Origin of the sequence: Natronorubrum thiooxidans, from assembly GCF_900156475.1 — an archaeon.
Classification (GTDB): domain Archaea; phylum Halobacteriota; class Halobacteria; order Halobacteriales; family Natrialbaceae; genus Natronorubrum; species Natronorubrum thiooxidans.
Genome location: NZ_FTNR01000002.1, coordinates 371,982 through 387,909 on the forward strand (window position 1 = coordinate 371,982; position 15,928 = coordinate 387,909).

General features: G+C 61.2%; 17 protein-coding genes and 1 tRNA gene. 9 read left to right on the forward strand and 9 right to left on the reverse strand.

The window, feature by feature from the left end; all coding sequences use genetic code 11:
- Positions 1-43 precede the first annotated feature (43 nt).
- Entirely contained in the window at positions 44-1,900 is a 1,857-nt protein-coding gene (locus BW940_RS04940; RefSeq protein ID WP_076608067.1) for an ATP-binding protein, read from the forward strand.
- Positions 1,901-1,918: 18 nt separating this feature from the next.
- Here BW940_RS04940 and BW940_RS04945 read toward each other — a convergent pair whose 3' ends face one another.
- On the reverse strand, positions 1,919-2,536 hold the full coding sequence (locus BW940_RS04945) for an alpha/beta hydrolase (protein WP_076608068.1): 618 nt from the start codon (positions 2,534-2,536) through the stop codon (positions 1,919-1,921).
- Between the two features lie 120 nt (positions 2,537-2,656).
- On the opposite strand from BW940_RS04945, the gene BW940_RS04950 reads away from it, so the two are divergent.
- A complete protein-coding gene (locus BW940_RS04950) occupies positions 2,657-3,484 on the forward strand; it encodes a PspA/IM30 family protein (RefSeq protein ID WP_076608069.1) in 828 nt (275 codons plus the stop codon).
- A gap of 269 nt (positions 3,485-3,753) precedes the next feature.
- Positions 3,754-4,101 (forward strand): hypothetical protein, encoded by a 348-nt coding sequence (locus BW940_RS04955; protein WP_076608070.1) that lies wholly within the window; start codon positions 3,754-3,756, stop codon positions 4,099-4,101.
- A gap of 70 nt (positions 4,102-4,171) precedes the next feature.
- On the opposite strand, the gene BW940_RS04960 is transcribed toward BW940_RS04955, so the two are convergent.
- Positions 4,172-4,666 carry an FxLYD domain-containing protein gene (locus BW940_RS04960; RefSeq protein WP_076608071.1) on the reverse strand — a complete coding sequence of 165 codons (495 nt, stop codon included), beginning with the start codon at positions 4,664-4,666 and terminating at the stop codon, positions 4,172-4,174.
- Positions 4,667-4,902: 236 nt separating this feature from the next.
- Here BW940_RS04960 and BW940_RS04965 point away from each other — a divergent pair, with 236 nt between their 5' ends.
- Positions 4,903-5,955 carry a hypothetical protein gene (locus BW940_RS04965; protein ID WP_076608072.1) on the forward strand — a complete coding sequence of 351 codons (1,053 nt, stop codon included), beginning with the start codon at positions 4,903-4,905 and terminating at the stop codon, positions 5,953-5,955.
- Positions 5,956-6,117: 162 nt separating this feature from the next.
- On the opposite strand, the gene BW940_RS04970 is transcribed toward BW940_RS04965, so the two are convergent.
- Together BW940_RS04970 and BW940_RS04975 are read right to left on the reverse strand one after the other, a co-directional pair.
- Positions 6,118-7,956, reverse strand: a complete 1,839-nt coding sequence (locus tag BW940_RS04970) for a DUF11 domain-containing protein (RefSeq protein WP_076608073.1) — start codon at positions 7,954-7,956, stop codon at positions 6,118-6,120.
- Positions 7,957-8,544: 588 nt separating this feature from the next.
- Positions 8,545-8,724 carry a hypothetical protein gene (locus tag BW940_RS04975; RefSeq protein WP_235847772.1) on the reverse strand — a complete coding sequence of 60 codons (180 nt, stop codon included), beginning with the start codon at positions 8,722-8,724 and terminating at the stop codon, positions 8,545-8,547.
- Positions 8,725-9,048: 324 nt separating this feature from the next.
- Between BW940_RS04975 and BW940_RS04980 the strand changes: the two genes are divergently transcribed.
- From BW940_RS04980 to BW940_RS21025, 3 genes are all read left to right on the forward strand, one after another.
- Complete coding sequence (locus BW940_RS04980; protein WP_076608075.1) at positions 9,049-10,014, forward strand: transcription initiation factor IIB; 966 nt, start codon at positions 9,049-9,051, stop codon at positions 10,012-10,014.
- A gap of 387 nt (positions 10,015-10,401) precedes the next feature.
- Positions 10,402-10,836 carry a DUF2321 domain-containing protein gene (locus tag BW940_RS04985; RefSeq protein WP_076608076.1) on the forward strand — a complete coding sequence of 145 codons (435 nt, stop codon included), beginning with the start codon at positions 10,402-10,404 and terminating at the stop codon, positions 10,834-10,836.
- A gap of 48 nt (positions 10,837-10,884) precedes the next feature.
- Positions 10,885-11,181 (forward strand): hypothetical protein, encoded by a 297-nt coding sequence (locus BW940_RS21025; RefSeq protein WP_143823862.1) that lies wholly within the window; start codon positions 10,885-10,887, stop codon positions 11,179-11,181.
- 194 nt (positions 11,182-11,375) lie between these two features.
- On the opposite strand, the gene BW940_RS04990 is transcribed toward BW940_RS21025, so the two are convergent.
- Positions 11,376-11,448, reverse strand: a tRNA-Pro gene (locus BW940_RS04990).
- Positions 11,449-11,528: 80 nt separating this feature from the next.
- Positions 11,529-12,125 (reverse strand): tRNA (pseudouridine(54)-N(1))-methyltransferase TrmY, encoded by a 597-nt coding sequence (gene trmY / locus BW940_RS04995; RefSeq protein WP_076608077.1) that lies wholly within the window; start codon positions 12,123-12,125, stop codon positions 11,529-11,531.
- Between the two features lie 174 nt (positions 12,126-12,299).
- On the opposite strand from trmY, the gene BW940_RS21695 reads away from it, so the two are divergent.
- A complete protein-coding gene (locus tag BW940_RS21695; RefSeq protein WP_173834845.1) occupies positions 12,300-12,473 on the forward strand; it encodes an HVO_A0556 family zinc finger protein in 174 nt (57 codons plus the stop codon).
- A 77-nt stretch (positions 12,474-12,550) separates the two neighbouring features.
- Here BW940_RS21695 and BW940_RS05000 read toward each other — a convergent pair whose 3' ends face one another.
- The 3 genes from BW940_RS05000 to BW940_RS05010 all read right to left on the reverse strand — a co-directional run bounded on the left by BW940_RS05000 (position 12,551) and on the right by BW940_RS05010 (position 14,273).
- Complete coding sequence (locus tag BW940_RS05000; protein ID WP_076608078.1) at positions 12,551-12,739, reverse strand: hypothetical protein; 189 nt, start codon at positions 12,737-12,739, stop codon at positions 12,551-12,553.
- A 9-nt stretch (positions 12,740-12,748) separates the two neighbouring features.
- Complete coding sequence (locus tag BW940_RS05005) at positions 12,749-12,940, reverse strand: DUF7511 domain-containing protein (RefSeq protein WP_076608079.1); 192 nt, start codon at positions 12,938-12,940, stop codon at positions 12,749-12,751.
- 226 nt (positions 12,941-13,166) lie between these two features.
- Positions 13,167-14,273, reverse strand: coding sequence for a S1C family serine protease (locus BW940_RS05010; protein WP_076608137.1), 1,107 nt, complete (start codon positions 14,271-14,273; stop codon positions 13,167-13,169).
- 154 nt (positions 14,274-14,427) lie between these two features.
- Here BW940_RS05010 and BW940_RS05015 point away from each other — a divergent pair, with 154 nt between their 5' ends.
- On the forward strand, positions 14,428-15,807 hold the full coding sequence (locus BW940_RS05015; protein ID WP_076608080.1) for a tRNA pseudouridine(54/55) synthase Pus10: 1,380 nt from the start codon (positions 14,428-14,430) through the stop codon (positions 15,805-15,807).
- The last annotated feature ends 121 nt before the right edge of the window (positions 15,808-15,928 follow it).

Below are 15,928 nucleotides of genomic sequence, written 5' to 3' on the forward strand. Positions count from 1 at the left end.
GCGGAGGGAAACGCGTTTGTGGGCCCGCCCGGATGGAACTGATATGACCGATCTGGGTGATTTTGGCGATTTCGACGCGGGTTCGGACGGCGATTCCGACGCGACAGACGCCGTCGCTGCCGACGTGGGCGATACGGCATCGGCTGCGTCGAGTGCCAACGACTCGACAGGGACGACCGAGGACTCGAGCACGGCGTTCGAATCCACACCTGTCGAACCTCGCGGCGAGGACGTCGGGATCGGCACGCTCTGTGTCTCCCAGGGACTGCGTATCGCCGAGGACGAAGACGACACCTCCCTGCGCGCGTACATCACGCAGGGCAACCGCTCGTCGATCCGTATCGGGAGCTACCTGCTCGCACCATACCCCGACGGCGAGACGCTGTTCTGTCGGATCACCGGTCTCGAGTACGCCCAGCAGTATCACGCGGACGACGCGACGGAGATCCACGCCCGCCGTGCCATGCGAACCGACGAGGTCGACGAAGCCGACTACAAGTTCGTCGCGAGCCTCGAGCCGGTGGCCGTCCTCTACGACGATGACGGTGAGTTGAAACGGCGGATGACCGACCGCGTCCCGAAACCCCAGACGGTGATCCGGACAGCCGACGACATCGAGGCGATCAAAACTGGGCTGAAGATGCCCGAAGACGGCGTCTTCCTCGGCCATCTCTCCGTCGGTGGCGAGAAAGTTCGGACGGCGGCGTCCCCGCCGACGATCGATTACCGGCTGAAAGACAACTACGCGTCCGGCGATCCGCTCGTCTTCCGCCATACGCTAATCGCAGGCGGCACTGGCTCCGGAAAAACCCACGGTGCAAAGAACATCCTTCGGCAGTACCTCGCTGACGAGCGGACGTATCCGATGGCCGATGGCCGTGAGGTCGGCACCGCCGTCGTCCAGTTCGACCCACAGGACGAGTACGCCCAGATGCACGACGACAACCCCGACCTCGATTCGGAGTTCGCCCGGCGACTCGAGCGCGAGGGCATCGCCTACGGTGGCCACGAGGATACGACGGCGTTCGTTCCGAAAGTGGGCTCGGCCACCTATTCGGCGGGCCATCACCGCGCGAAACAGGTCGAGTTCACGATTCCGTTTTCGATGGTCTATGAAAACCCGTGGCTGGTCGCGGGCAGCGGGCTGAACGACAACCAGTACGGCGCGCTCGTGAGCGTCCTGCTGCCGCGATTCCGCAAGCAGTACGGCAACGGCGGAACGTACGAGGAGTTTACGACGTTCCTCGACGACCCCGCGCTACGCGAGGAACTCGACGAGTCGGGCCGGGTCCACGAGGCGACGTTCGACGCCGTCCGCCGGCGGGTGCTCGGCTTCGGCCACGTCTTCGACCAGGACGCCCGGCCGATTACGGAACTGGTCCACGACTTCGTCCGCCCCGGCGGGCTGACCGTCGTCCCAACGTACCACATCAACGACACGCGGGCGACGGAGGCGATCGTCCTCGCGGTCTCCTCGCTGTTGATCGATCAGAAACTCTCGAACGATCCGATCTACGACCGAATCAAGGAGACGCCACTCGTCCTCGGGATGGACGAGGCACACAACTTCCTGACCGACGCCGACAGCGTGCAAGCGGGCAAGGTCATCCGGAAGTTCACCGAGGCAGCCAAACAGGGCCGCAAAGAACGGCTCGGGCTCTTTCTTATCACGCAGGACCCACAGGATATCCACGATGCCGTCTTCAAGCAGATCAACACCACCATCGTCCTCAACTTAGGCGACGAGGACGCCATCAAGAGCGTCAACATCCCCAGCAACTTGGAGTCGAAAGTCCCCTACATGGAGAAAGGCCAGATGGTCGTCTACTCGCCCGACAACTCCGAACCCGTCGAGTTGATCGGCCTCCCGAAGTGTCTGACCCGTCACGGACGAGACTGAGACTGCGTCCCAGGCGCGCTACGCCGACTCGAGCAAGACGTCCTCGAAAACGTCGCTGACTGCATCGGCGATCTGCCCGTGGTGGCCGATAAAGAAGTGGTCGCCCGACAGTTCCGTGACCGTGTCGCCGCGTTCGCGGGCGCGCTCGACGAGTCGTTCCCAGTCGACGGTCGAATCCCGCTCGCCGTACAATATGTGGGTCGGACACGTAAGGGCCTCGAGCGCTGCGAGCGCGTCGAGGTCGTCGGCAAGCTGGGCCGTCGGCGCGAGCGCGGAGACAGCGGCAACCTCGCGGTCGCGTCCGCTGGCCGCGGCGAGCAACGCCTGGGTCGCACCGAAGCTGTAGCCGAAGACACCGATCGGGAGGCCGTCGTACTGCTCGTCGGCCCAGCGGATGGCGTTGCGGACGTCTTCGCGCTCGCCGTAGCCGTTGTCCCACGACCCGTAGTCGATTCGAAGACAGGCGATTCCAACATCCTGGAGCGCCTCGCTCACCGCGACGAGGCGCGGATCGGATCGACTCCCGCCGTGTTGGGGATGGGGCGGACAGGCGACGACGATCGCATCTGGGTCGTCGGCTGGCTCCTCGAGCGTTCCACGAACGTCACGACCGCCGGGAATGAGGACGTCGCTCATGAGTCAGCCGTCGCGACGCTAGATAATTAAATCGGCGAGAAACACCCGCTAACGAGTCGATTTCTTCGAGGACTGTCGCTGATGTGATGTTTTTAAGGGTGACGAGCGATAGGTAGGCATATGGGCATCCTCTCTCGGACCTCCTACGTCATCCGGTCGAAGATCAACTCGGTGCTCAACCGGGCCGAGGATCCGACGCAGACGCTCGATTACTCCTACGAGCAGATGCGCGACCAGCTTCAGCAGGTCAAACGCGGTATCGCCGACCTCACCACACAGAAAAAACGCCTCGAGATGCAGAAACGACGCCTCGAGGAGAACGTCGACAAACACAACGACCAGGCCCGCACTGCCGTCCAGCAGGGCCGTGAAGACCTGGCACGTCGCGCACTCGAAAAGAAAAAAACGAAGATGAACCAGATCGAAGATCTGGAGCGACAGGTCTCACAACTCCAGAGCCAGCAGGATAGTCTGATCGAGCAGAAAGACGAACTGCAGACCCGTATCGAGGAGTTCCGGACAAAAAAGGAGACGATGAAAGCCCGCCACGAAGCAGCCAAGGCGAGTTCGACCGTCTCGGAAGCGATGACGTCCACGGGCGAGGAGTTCGAGGACGTCGGACGCGCCATCGAACGGGCCGAAGAACAGACCGAGGACATGGAGGCACGCGCCGCCGCGCTCGACGAACTCCACGAAACCGGGGCGTTCGACGACGTGCTGTCCGACAAGGACAGTATCGACCGCGAACTCGAGTCGCTCTCGACCGACAGCGGCGTCGACGCGGAACTCGAGACACTCAAATCCGAGATGGGCGAGGAGGAACCACAAGCGACAGCAGACGCCGAGAGCGAACTCGACGAGGACAAACTCGAGGACCTCGACGCCGACGTCGACGATAGCGAGGTCGAGGCGGAGCTTGCGGATTTACAGGACGAAGAGAACACCTGATCGTCCGCCATCGGTGTGAGTTACAGCTGAGCACGGCGAGGACCGCGGAATCTTCGGGACTGCTTGAGCACGAGATCAGCGATTCTCGAACGACGTGTCCTCGAGGCGATTCACTATCGGAGAGCATCGATTATCCGGCCGGTCGATGTATCACTGGCTGGCATCTCCCAGGACAGTCGCGTCGGGCGTCCCCGTCTCGTGCATTATTTCCCATTATCCACAATGAATAGAAAAGCAACGACTACTAGGGTTGACGTGTAAGTACAGCTATGGCCACTGAATCACAGTTTGATGATATCTCTCTGACAGAGCAGGTCATCTTGCTGGCTGTCGCTGCACAACACCGCGATGAGGAGACACCAGTCCAGACACACGACCTCCGACACATCTGCCAGTCCCAACTCGAGGGCGTCGATACGGAAGTCGTCGGCACGATCACGGAAGCGGACGTCATGCGATCGCTGTACAGCCTCGAGGACGCCGGGTTCGTCGAGGAAATCAAGACGAACCAGACATCACCAACCGGAAAGGGGCGGCCGGCCTACACGCTCGCTCTCGCGCTTGATGACGTCTACGAAGGCGTCAACGACGATCTTCTCGAAGACGACCTCAGCTGACCAGCGGGTCGGTATCACAGTCGACGACCGGAGCGACACAGACCGGTCGTTTGAACAGTGGAGCGCCCCCTCATGTCGGTGTCCCGAGAACAGCAATCTCGTAGTCGGCGATCGCCGACGGCGGCTGGAGGATGATGACCTGAAACGACCAGGTCGCGGCCCCGGCCAGATCGCCGGCGCTATCGAGATACAGACCGAGTTGTGCTCCGGTGTCGTCGAAGACGCGAACACGAACTTCGACGAGCGCGATCCGATCGTCGCCGGTGTTCTCGACCGTTCCCTGCACCGTCGAGCCGCGGTATCCGTCCTCGAGGACGAACTCGTGGTCGGTAATCGTCACTGCCTCGAGGGGTGTGACACCGTTGTGTGATTCCTGTTGGGCGAGCGATTCCGCGGCGCTCATTTCCGCGGCCGAGCGGCTCCCGCCGTCAGTCTCGTCGACAGTGCCTGTCTCGTACTGGGGCTCGCTACCCACGCCACCGCCGTTGCAGCCAGCCAGTCCAGCGGTGGCTCCAGCCCCAACCGCAACCAGGACGCGTCGACGAGACAGTGTCGACCGTGTCATTGCTTTCGACCTCGCCAGTGGCGTGTGTCGGGGACCAAATGGCTGTTTCCATGACCAGTCATAGATGAACTGTCACCACGAACCCATTTGAGTGTCGGCCCTGAACCGTCAGTTCTCCGCTTGATACGGTCTGCTGTACCGATGTATCGCCGATCACCAGAGACGGGGTCAGTGATCGAGTGGGTGTCGCCATATGCAGCGCAGGCCCTTATTGCAGATTCTACCGACGTTGGCATATGGGGTCTTCTCAGACCGACGACACGCTCGAGTCCCACGGTACCGATATCGGGAGCCGAACCGATTCACTGGCCCAGTTTCGGGAGTGGGTGCTCGTCGAGGGAGATCGGTTGCTCATCGCGGCGAGCATCTCACTTCTCGTCTTCGTGCTCTTGTTTGGTTTGAACGAGGGCGGTGTGATCTCGGTTGCCAACGAGGCTTCGGTCACCCGGCTCGCTGGTGGAATGATCGCCGGGACCTTCTCGCTTGTCACGCTCGTCGTCTCGATCAACCAGCTCATTCTCTCACAGGAGTTCGCTTCCGCCAACGACGCTCGCGACCAACTCGAGGGGATCATGGATATTCGAGCCGACATCGCAGCGCAGGCGAACGTGCCGGCGAGTCCGGCGTCGCCGACGAAACTGCTCGAACTCCTCATCGAGACGATCGCCGCACACGCCAGTGCCCTCGGTGACGCCACCACAGCACACGACGACGACCGCGGTGAGCTGATTCAGCGGTTCGTCAACAGCATCGAAGAGAGCACTGAGCGAACCCACGACACGCTCGAGCACACGAAGTTCGGAACGTTCACGGCGGTGTCGACGGCGATCGCCTACGACGCCACCTGGCAGCTCTACGTCGCCAGACAGCTCCGTGGACGGTACGATGACTCGCCGTCGTCGGAGACGGCGACGACGCTCGAGGCGTTGATCGAGACGCTGGAGCTGTTTCTCATCGCTCGAGAGCATTTCAAAACAACGTACTTACAGCGGGAACTCACACGCTTCTCGCAGTTGACCATCTACTGTGGCATCCCGGCGATTCTGGCAGCGATGACGCTTGGCTTGCTCTTTGGCGGGTTCAGTGGCGCGACCATCAGTGGCAGCTACCTGCCGTACGTCGTCAGTGGGCTCATTGCGATCGTCATCTCGCCGCTTGCGTTGCTCGCGTCGTACATCCTCCGTACCGCCGCCGTCACCCATCGAACGGCGTCGATCGGGCCGATGTTGCCACAGAAAGAGCCCGAAGCGGGGCCGTTCGATGTCTCCGCCGACGACGAGGCGAAGTGAGACGGGGACGACACATCAGTTCAGTCGCCGTCGACAAGCACTCGGTACGAGGCTTTCGACTCGAGAAGCACTGACTCACTCCCGAGGAGCGGTCGTGTTCGTCACCCATGGCGTGACTGTCGAGTTCGGCCTACCGCGTCAGCACGAACCCGCCAGTCGTGCCTATTCGTTGGTAATCACGTGGGTGACACAGCCGTCATCGACGACGGAGTCACCGACGAACAGCCGTGCACAGTTCTGGACGCCATCGGAGCCGCCGGGGAACCGATCTGCCGGCGCGATGTCGACGGTTAGCGTCAGTGTCGGGAGACAGTCGCCCGGTCCGAGTCCGGCACTGTTCGGATGGACTGCGGTAACGATCCCACCGGACACCGACGCCGTCCAACCGCTTCCCGATTCGGAGACGAACGAGAGTCCGTCCGGAAGGTCGTCAGTCACGCGAATCCGCCCGTCACAGTGGTGTTTACCCGTGTTGCAGACATCGATCTCGTACGTCGCCTGCTGGCCGTAGGTAAACTCGCTAGCGGCGCGTTTCGTGATCTCGAGTCCATCACAGCCGCCGTCGGGAGGCCGAACGGGCACGTCGACGCAGTCGCGGTTGGTGTCGGGGTCGGCATCGTCGTACTCGAGGCTCGCACAGTTGCGGATCCGGTCGCCGGTTTCGTCCAGCGATCCGATCTCGACCTCGAGCGTGATCGGCGGGAGACACGCTCCGGGTGACAGGCCAGTGCTGTTCCCGTGCTCGCAGGTGACGACCCCGCCACTTTCGGTGACGGTCCAGCCGGTTCCGCTTCCGGAGACGAAGCTGACGCCACTCGGGAGCGAATCGATCACCGAAACCGGTCCACGACAGAGCTGGTCACTGTCGTTGCAGACGGTGAGTTCGAACTCGGTCGTGTCGCCCGGCGAGACGTGTGTCCCGTCATGGGTTTTGGTGATCGACAGGTCACATTCGCCGTGGCCACCCGCATCGGTGTGGATTGGCACGTTGGCACAGTCACGCTTGTTGCTCGCGCTCGTGTCGCCCTGTTCGACGGTGGCGCAGTTGACGATTGCATCGCCGACCGCGTCTCCCTCGTCGACCTCGACTTCGAGGGTGAGCGTCGGGAGACAGTCCCCGGGGCCGAGGCCGTTCGAGTGGGGATGTTCACAGGTGACGACACCGCCGCTTTCGGTGCAGGTCCAGTCGGTGCCGCTGCTCGAGACGTACGTCATCCCGGCCGGCAGGTCGTCGACGACCGTGACGGGACCCGGTCGGCACGTGCCGTCGCCGTCGTTACAGACGGTGAGTTCGAACGCCGTCGTCTCGCCGGGTTCGACCGGCTCGCCGTCGCCGGCGTGTTCTTTGGTGATCGAGAGATCACACACCTCGTCGCCCGGTTCATCGTCACAGTCACAGACCACCGCCGCGTCGATCAACAGTCCGGTGATGGTCATATTGTTGTACACCGTGGCCCGGAGCGTGTACTGCCCGGGCCCAACCGGCTGGCTGACCGGCCCTTTCAGCGTCGTGTGCCCGGAATCCTGGGCAAGCGTGGTGGTTCCGGACGGCCCCTCGAGTTCGATCGTCGCGTCGTCATCGACGGACCACTGGTTGATCCGGAGCTCGCACTGCTCGTCGGTCCAACTGTCGGCGATTTCGAAGTCGATCTCGTAGACGTAGTCACCGAGGGGGTCTGAGGGCGCGGGCCAGCCACCGGTGCCGTATGGATCGATCCAGTTTGCAGTGGGCAGCGTGACCCACTGGGAAACCGGTTCGATGCTCACTGCCTGTCCCGTCGTCCCGTCGGGTGAACTGGCGACGCGCCAGTCGGGGTCAGTCGTCCCGAACGCATCGGGCGTCCCGTTCGTCGTGCCGGTACAGAGGTCGATCGTGAGGTCGTCACAGGAGCCACCGTTGCCCCCGTTGCCATTGCCGATGCAGCCAGCCATCGCCACGGCACCCCCAGCACCCAGTGTCCGAAGGATGCGTCTGCGGGAGATCGGTCCCTCGTCGCTCATTGAATCCTCGAGTCCCCGGCGGTCTCGTCTCTCGAACTCGTCGCCGTCGGCTGTGATCGGTCACGGTAGCGGTCGTCAGTGTCGGTTCCCGTCTCACCGATGGACCACCGCTGGCAACCGAACGTTGTTTGCTGTGTGCGTTGCTGGTTCTGAACAGATCCATCCCCCCATGACCACCGCGGACGGTCGTCACAGTGCTGCCGCTGGCCAACGTATCGTGCTATCATATGCAGTGAATGAAGCCCGTTCCAGTCGGTTTCCCGACACGGATGGGGCTCTACCTTGCTACTGATGGGCAAGACGGTGATAAGTACTTTCCGGGAGAACGTCCTTTTATACAATAGTTTCCGCGTGACCGTAATACAGCCGTCTGCGCGGTGGTCACGTTCAGGTTCCGTCGTCACCGGTGTTCGTGTCCGCCGGTGGTGACACGGCACGTGGACCGCCGTCCGCGCGGGCGGGAACAGAGGTACTATCAGTAGGTCGTGTCCAACGCCTCCGCTCAGAGCCTGTCTGCGGCCTCGAGAAACGCTTCCGGCACGCCTGTATGCGGCTTCGCTCAAGTCCCACCGGCGCGTCGTGGCCGTCTTACGCGAGACTCGCCTCCTCGTCCGACGAGTCGGAATCTCCGATTCCCTCGTCGTCGTCCCGTTCCTGTCCGTTTCCGGTCCCCTCTTCGGCGGCAGGTTCGTCGTCTTCGGCTTCGGAGTCCGCTGGTGGATCTTCCTCACCCGGACCGCCGCACCCGGCGAGAAGGGCAGTCGACACTGTGACACCCGTCGCCTGGAGGACTCGGCGTCGCGTCTGTCGCGCTCGTCTCATATCGTCACTCTGCGTTTCCAAACCGATACGCCCAGAGCCGACACTTGCGTGGTCAGAGCTGGCAGACATTCAGTCTACTGTGACAGTCAGTCGCCACGGCCTGTTCGTGGCGATCCACAGGTCGACCGACGATATTTCACACGTTATGAAGGCATTAGAAGTAGTCTCAACTCCTCTAGGACAGTTTCATGTCTCGAGTCGAGGGGGATCCGGTCGGCTGGGATCGCTCACAGTGTTTAACCCTCTCCGGCGATTCACTCTACATAACCGATGAAACGCCCGACCCGCCAGAAAGCGCGTGACGATCAGAAAGAGCACGAAACAACTGAGCAAGAGGGCGTTCGCACCTGTCCGGAGTGTGACTCGACCTCACTCATCCGAAGCTCGGACGAGAGCGAGGTCAGTTGCGAAGACTGCGGGTTGATCCTCGAGGAAGAGGCCATCGACCGCGGGCCGGAGTGGCGGGCGTTCAATCACTCCGAACGCGACAGCAAATCCCGCGTCGGCGCGCCGACGACCCAGACGATGCACGACAAGGGGTTGACGACCACGATCGACTGGAAGAACAAAGACGCCTACGGTCGGTCGCTGTCTTCGGACAAGCGAAACCAGATGAACCGACTGCGCAAATGGCAAGAGCGCATCCGAACCAAAGACGCCGGCGAGCGAAACCTCCAGTTCGCCCTCTCCGAGACCGACCGGATGGCCTCCGCACTCGGCGTCCCGCGCTCGGTGCGAGAGGTCGCCAGCGTCCTCTACCGGCGCGCGCTCAGCGAGGACCTCATCCGCGGCCGCTCGATCGAGGGCGTCGCCACGAGTACGCTGTACGCCGCCTGTCGAATGGAGGGCATCCCGCGCTCACTGGACGAAGTCGCGGCCGTCTCGCGCGTCGAACGCATGGAGATCGGCCGCACGTATCGGTATATCTCCCAGGAACTCAGCCTCGAGATGGAGCCCGTCGATCCGAAGAAGTACGTGCCGCGATTCTGTTCGGAACTCGACCTCTCCGAGGAGGTCCAGGCGAAGGCCAACGAGATCATCGACACCACCGCCGAACAGGGGATGCTCTCGGGCAAGTCGCCAACCGGCTACGCCGCGGCCGCAATCTACGCGAGCGCGCTGCTCTGTAACGAGAAAAAGACCCAGCGCGAGGTCGCCGACGTCGCGCAGGTGACCGAGGTCACCATCCGAAACCGATACCAGGAGCAGATCGACGCGATGGGGATCTATAGTTAGGGACTCGAGCGCCGTCGACGACGTCGTTGCAGGTACTGTGCACGGTTTTTCGGTGTGGTGTCAGTGGCTAGTGAGCGACTGGCTCGAGCGGTTTTCAGCAGTGCTGGTGTCGTTGGCTGGGACTGCGTCGTCCGCTCGGACATCCTACTGGCTCGTGTGCTCGACTCACTGACCGGCCTAGAACACAGTTGGCTGTCGGTTTCTCGGGGAGTAGCTGTGGCTCGAGTGGGTGGTGGCTCGAGAGGTGCACACGATGTTCCTGATCTCGTGTGTAGATTTCGGGGACCGTTCAGCAGCGTACGGTTGGTTTTTGACTACGAAAATGGGAAGAGACCATGTACTGTGTTGGGAAACGGTTTTAACGAATAAACTTAGTGTCACACAATCATGACGGACTACTATCTTGCAATCTGTGCCAGTGGTCATCTTATTGATTCAGATGAGGTTACGGTAACAGAACAAATCAACAAAGATAGTTTTATGCAAAAACAATATCCAAGACAAAATTATAATGTTTCATATGACTTTTGTCCTGACTGTGGGGCCGAAGTTTTGACATCTTGTCCAGAGTGTAATTCTAACTTACAAATAGAGTATCATGGACCACCTTATCCTGAGGAGAATCACATTCCAAGTTTCTGTTACAGTTGTGGCAAATCATTTCCTTGGACTGCGACAGTAGAGGCGGAAAAACAGCGTGAAGGTAACTTCCTTGATATTGATGACTCAGAGATTGACGGTCATTTTTACCCAAATTTCGTATACGAGATCAATCTCTGTTATAAAGTGAAAGCAGATCAAGCAGTCTTAGTTCTCAATTGAAAGCTAATTGAAAGTTTAATAATCGATATTTTACGTTCTGTCTTCACAATGAAGGACGTAGACATATTCTACGATACTGAAAATAATAGGTCACATCGACTTTCACATTTAATTAAGAATATGAAGTCTCGACGGACGGAACTTGAAAAATATGGACCTAACCTCGATCAGCGATTCTTCCGGGCAATCAGTGATCTGAAATACCGTGGTGATGCGTCTGCCCATGCAATCGAAGAAGATCCCTCACAAGATGACTTAGAAGAAAAATCCAAATCGGCTACAAATGTCGCAAAGATTTTATTCCGACTCAAGACAGAAGCGAAAACGGCTCATCGAAATAATTGAATATCAAGCATTACGCCAGTTTCCTTCTTCATTAATATCGTTTCGAAAAATGCTCGACCTCTGTTTATATGCGCGAATTCGAATCACGCGAGACTCGCTGTGCTCGTCTCGCTTGCTCTCGTTTGCTTCGCTCACGAGAACGCGGTTACGGCCACCCAAAGGCCGTCGCTGCGGCAATTGAAAGTGGGGAAAAGTGGGCCGGCGCGAATTCGAATCGCGGTTACGGCCACCCGAAGGCCGAAGGATACCAAGCTACCCCACCGGCCCGCAAGTGTACTGTGAGCGCCCGATTGTTTAACGCTTCCGGAACCGCTCAATTGGGGCGCTTGCTGGCGATTTGTGCCCGCTCAAAACCGCTCGTAGCCGTCCGTATCCAGATAGTGATGGGCCACCGTGATCGCCTGATCGGCGTGTAACAACTCCGGCCCGAGTCGAATCCGCTGGTCGACGGCCTCCTCGAGCACGCGTTCTTCCGCCGGCGTGAAATCGTGGTGGTCCGAGAGGACGAACACGGGATTTTCGAGCCCGCCGGCGTCGACCACGGCGTCGCCGTCCTCGTGGAGTTGGACGACGGTTCCGTCGGCGGCGATCGCCTCGAGGGTGGCCTCGAAGCCGCGTCGATAGAGCTCGATGCCGGGGCTCGGCTCGGCAGGGAGCGCGCCGATAGCGTCCTCGCGATGCTCGAGCGCCTTGCGAACCAGTGCAGCGGTGCTTCGTTCGTCGGGGTTGAGCCGCCGCAGTTCGCTGCCGTCGAACGTGATCGTGAGTTCGTCCTGAATGACGAGGTGGGTGCGGACGTCCTCCCGGATGCCATGCGAGGTGACGAAGGAGGCGGTGATCGACCGACAGAGCGCATCGAGACGGCCGGCCCCACCGGCGAGATCGTCGAGCGAGAAGTCGGGCGTCGTCGGCACGTCGTGGGCGATGAGTACGAACTGGCGCATACCGGAGGGTGGACGACCGACGGGATAGCCGCCACGGTTTCGCGAGCCGTTTCGCAGTCCGTGTGTAGGGCTACCATATCATGAAAACCGACGCCAGCGCGGCCGGATGGACCGATTCGACATTGCATAGGCATGGCCAACCGTTTTCCCCGCTATCCAGTATGGAGTGCTTGCATGGCGAAATTACAGTCGTCTCGGACGGGCGACAACGGCCAGCAAGTACTTATGCTTCTCGAGGGACGCTCGTGTCCGTACTGTACTGCGGGCGAACTCAAGCGGGGGACCTACAAGGACAACCGGGCGGTGATTTGTGACCACTGCGAGACGCCACACGCACAACTGTGGTAGCGACTCGAGTCGTACCCAAAAACAACTGTTTCGACCGTCTCAGCTTCGACCACGACGTCGCTGGCTGCAGGTGTTGATTACCGTGAGCGTGAGCCGGTGTAGTCGTGGCCGATAACGAGGGCTGCTGCATGGACGACAACGAGCCCGAGAAAGATCGAGAGCGTTTCAGTCGAATCGATACCGGTAAAAAAGACGGGGAGGTAGGCGATGGGCAGGAGGATACCGAGCCAGAAGCCAGCGGCGGTGACGGAGTTCTCCAGGTGCATCTGTAATCACTACTGCATCGTCTCGAGCGAGACGAACGCCCCATCGTGGGCGGTGATCCACTGGGTCATCAGTTCCTCCTCGGTTGCCTCGCGCGGAAAGATCGCACACTCGTCGGGGGCGTTCTCGTTCTCGATAGTTGCGTGATCGAGCTCGGGCGTCGGGTCGTCGGCGAGGGGGTAGCTATCTGTGTCCATAGTCATCGTTCTCAGGCGATGGGTGATCGCTCTGGAAAGTGCTACCAGCACCGCTCCTATTGTTATCGACACAATAACCGGTTACACAACGGCGAGAGCCACCGATTTGCTCGGAGACTGCGCGATCAGTCACGATTTTAGGATCGAAATCGATGCTGACGTGTACGGTGAGACTACGGCCGTCGCCCCTGGAGCCGGCCGTGAATTCGCGATCGACTTCGTACCGACGGTATTACTTGCGCGTGGGCCGCGCACCGAGTGTCAACGAGACGGTCATTTCACTGCCGTTTCGCCAGATATCGATCTCGATCGTATCGCCCGGACTGGTTTCGAGTTCGAGATACGTCGAGAGGGCGTGCCGGTCGGGGATCGGCACGCCATCGATTGCCAAAATGACGTCGCCACCGACGGGGACCGACGTTCCAGTCCGGGGCGGCGTCGCTGCCTCGAGAACGCCGTCCGCGGCTTCGCCGTCGGCGACCGCCGTGACGAGAACGCCGGTCGCTTCCGAGAGCTGATTCGCCTCGGCGATGTGGCGATTGACGCTGAGGATCCCGATCCCGATGTACGGATGGTCGTACGTTCCTGTCTCGATGAGTGCGGGGACGACCCGTGCCGTTATCGCTGCCGGAATCGCAAAGCCGATGTTGTTCCCACCGCCGGAGTTGATGACACCGATGACGTTGCCGTCGATATCGACGAGTGGCCCGCCGCTGTTGCCGGGATTGACTGCGGCATCGGTCTGGATCGCGTTCGAAACCGAAAACTCCCGATCCGGTAGATCGAGCGTTCGATTGACGCCGCTGACGATACCCTGGGTCATCGTCCCCTCGAGACCGTAGGGGTTGCCGATGGCGAGGACCTCCTGGCCGACGACGGGCCACTTGTCCGTTAACGACAGCGGAGTCGATGCGGCGGGAACGTGATCGACCTCAAGGACGGCCAGATCGCTATAGAAATCGGTCCCGAGCAATCGAGTCCCCGTCCAGTCGCCGGTGATATACTGGAGATCGATTGCGTCGCCGCCGGCGACGACGTGTTCGTTCGTCACGAGATGAGAGTCGTCGATGAGAAAGCCGGATCCCTGTCCACGCCCTTCCTCGCCGGTGACTGGGTCACTGATGCCCACAACCTGGACCTGCGTGACCGAGTCGATAACGGACTGGTAGATGTCCGTATACACCGATCCGTCGGCGACGTTGTCCCGGTCGATCGAATGGGAGGAGCGCCCCTCCATCGAGTTGTCGACCTGGGGCTCCGAACAGCCAGCGAGGGCACCGACGAGGCCGCTACCGGCCAGCGTAAGAAACCCGCGCCGATCCAGCTGGGAGTCGTTCATGTCCTGTGGATAGGACCCACACCATTTGAACATCCGGGATCCCCTGCTGCCGATCTCGCGACGCGTTCCTCACGGTCAGACCGCTGGGCGGCCAGCGATCGCTGGCCCGTCCGAAGGGAAAACGTGTTACCCGCGGCCGCCCGATTCCCGTCATATGATCACAGAAGACGCCCGCACGCTACTCGAGACGGGTGCGGTCTGTGACTCCTGTCTCGGCCGCCCCTTCGCCGAGCGGAGTTTCGGACTGACCAACGCCGAACGCGGTCGGGCGCTACGGACGACGGTCGCGATGGCCGACGACGACGACTTCGAGCCCGTCGATCCCGAGGAGTGCTGGGTCTGCGAGGGGTACTGTGGCACGTTTGACGCGATCGCCGAAACGATCGTCGACGCGCTTGAAGACGTCGATTTCGCCACCTATCAGGTCGGGACCCGCGTCCCGCCGCTGGTCGAGGAAAATGAACGGCTCCTCCGAGAGGACGCCGACCTCGAGCCGGATGTCGGCGAGTTGCTCAAACAGGAGTGCAACCGCGAGGTCGGCCGCCGCGTCGGTGCGAAGACGGGGACTGATGTCGATTTCGACCGCCCCGACGTGCTCGCGATCGTCGACCTCGAGGCCTTCGACCCGCTCGAGGCCCTCGAGGCGGAGTCGGTCACGAGCCACGCCGTCGACGTGCAGGTCAATCCCGCGTTTGTCTACGGCCGGTATCGCAAACTCGAGCGCGACATTCCCCAGACGGAGTGGCCCTGCCGGGAGTGTGGCGGCAGCGGCATTCAGTTGGGCGACGACGGCGAGGAGCCCTGTGATTACTGTGGCGGCTCGGGCTACATGTACGACACGAGCGTCGAGCAGGTCGTCCGCCCCCACGTCGTCGACGCTATGCAGGGCGAGGAGGGAACCTTCCACGGCGCTGGCCGCGAGGACGTCGACGCCCGAATGCTCGAGGCGGGCCGACCGTTCGTCCTCGAGGTCAAGCGGCCAAACACGCGCGATCCGGACCCCGCCGAACTCGAACGCGAGATTAACGCGGCCGCCGACGGATCGGTCGAGGTCAAGGGTCTGCGCTTGGCGACATACGAGATGGTCGAGCGCGTCAAAGAACACGACGCGAGCAAACAGTACCGCGCCGACGTCGAGTTCGCCGACCCAATCGACGAGGCCGACTTCGAGGCGGCACTCGAGGAACTCACGGGGACGACGGTCGAGCAGGACACGCCACAGCGCGTCGACCACCGCCGCGCTTCGCTCACGCGCGAACGAACCGTCTACGACATCGATGGCGACCTCCTCGAGCCGACGCAGGCCGAGGTCAGCGTCCACGGCGAGGGCGGCCTCTATATCAAGGAACTCATCAGCAGCGACGAGGGCCGAACGGTGCCGAGTCTGGCCGGCCTGCTCGAGACTGACGCCGAGGTGACGGCCCTAGACGTGATCGGCGTCGAAGGCGAGGACGAACCGTTCGAACTCGAGGCGTACTTCCGGGACGAACCGCGAGCCGACGATTCGGACGACACCGCGGAAGCCGCTGACTGAGACGGACCGCTGTCCGTCAGTTCCGGCGCGACTGCGATTCATCCTGCGGCCGCGCCGGTACATCGGTACAGCATTCCGTATGAGACGGCCAGCGAGTCACAACGACTTTTATCGCCGCCGC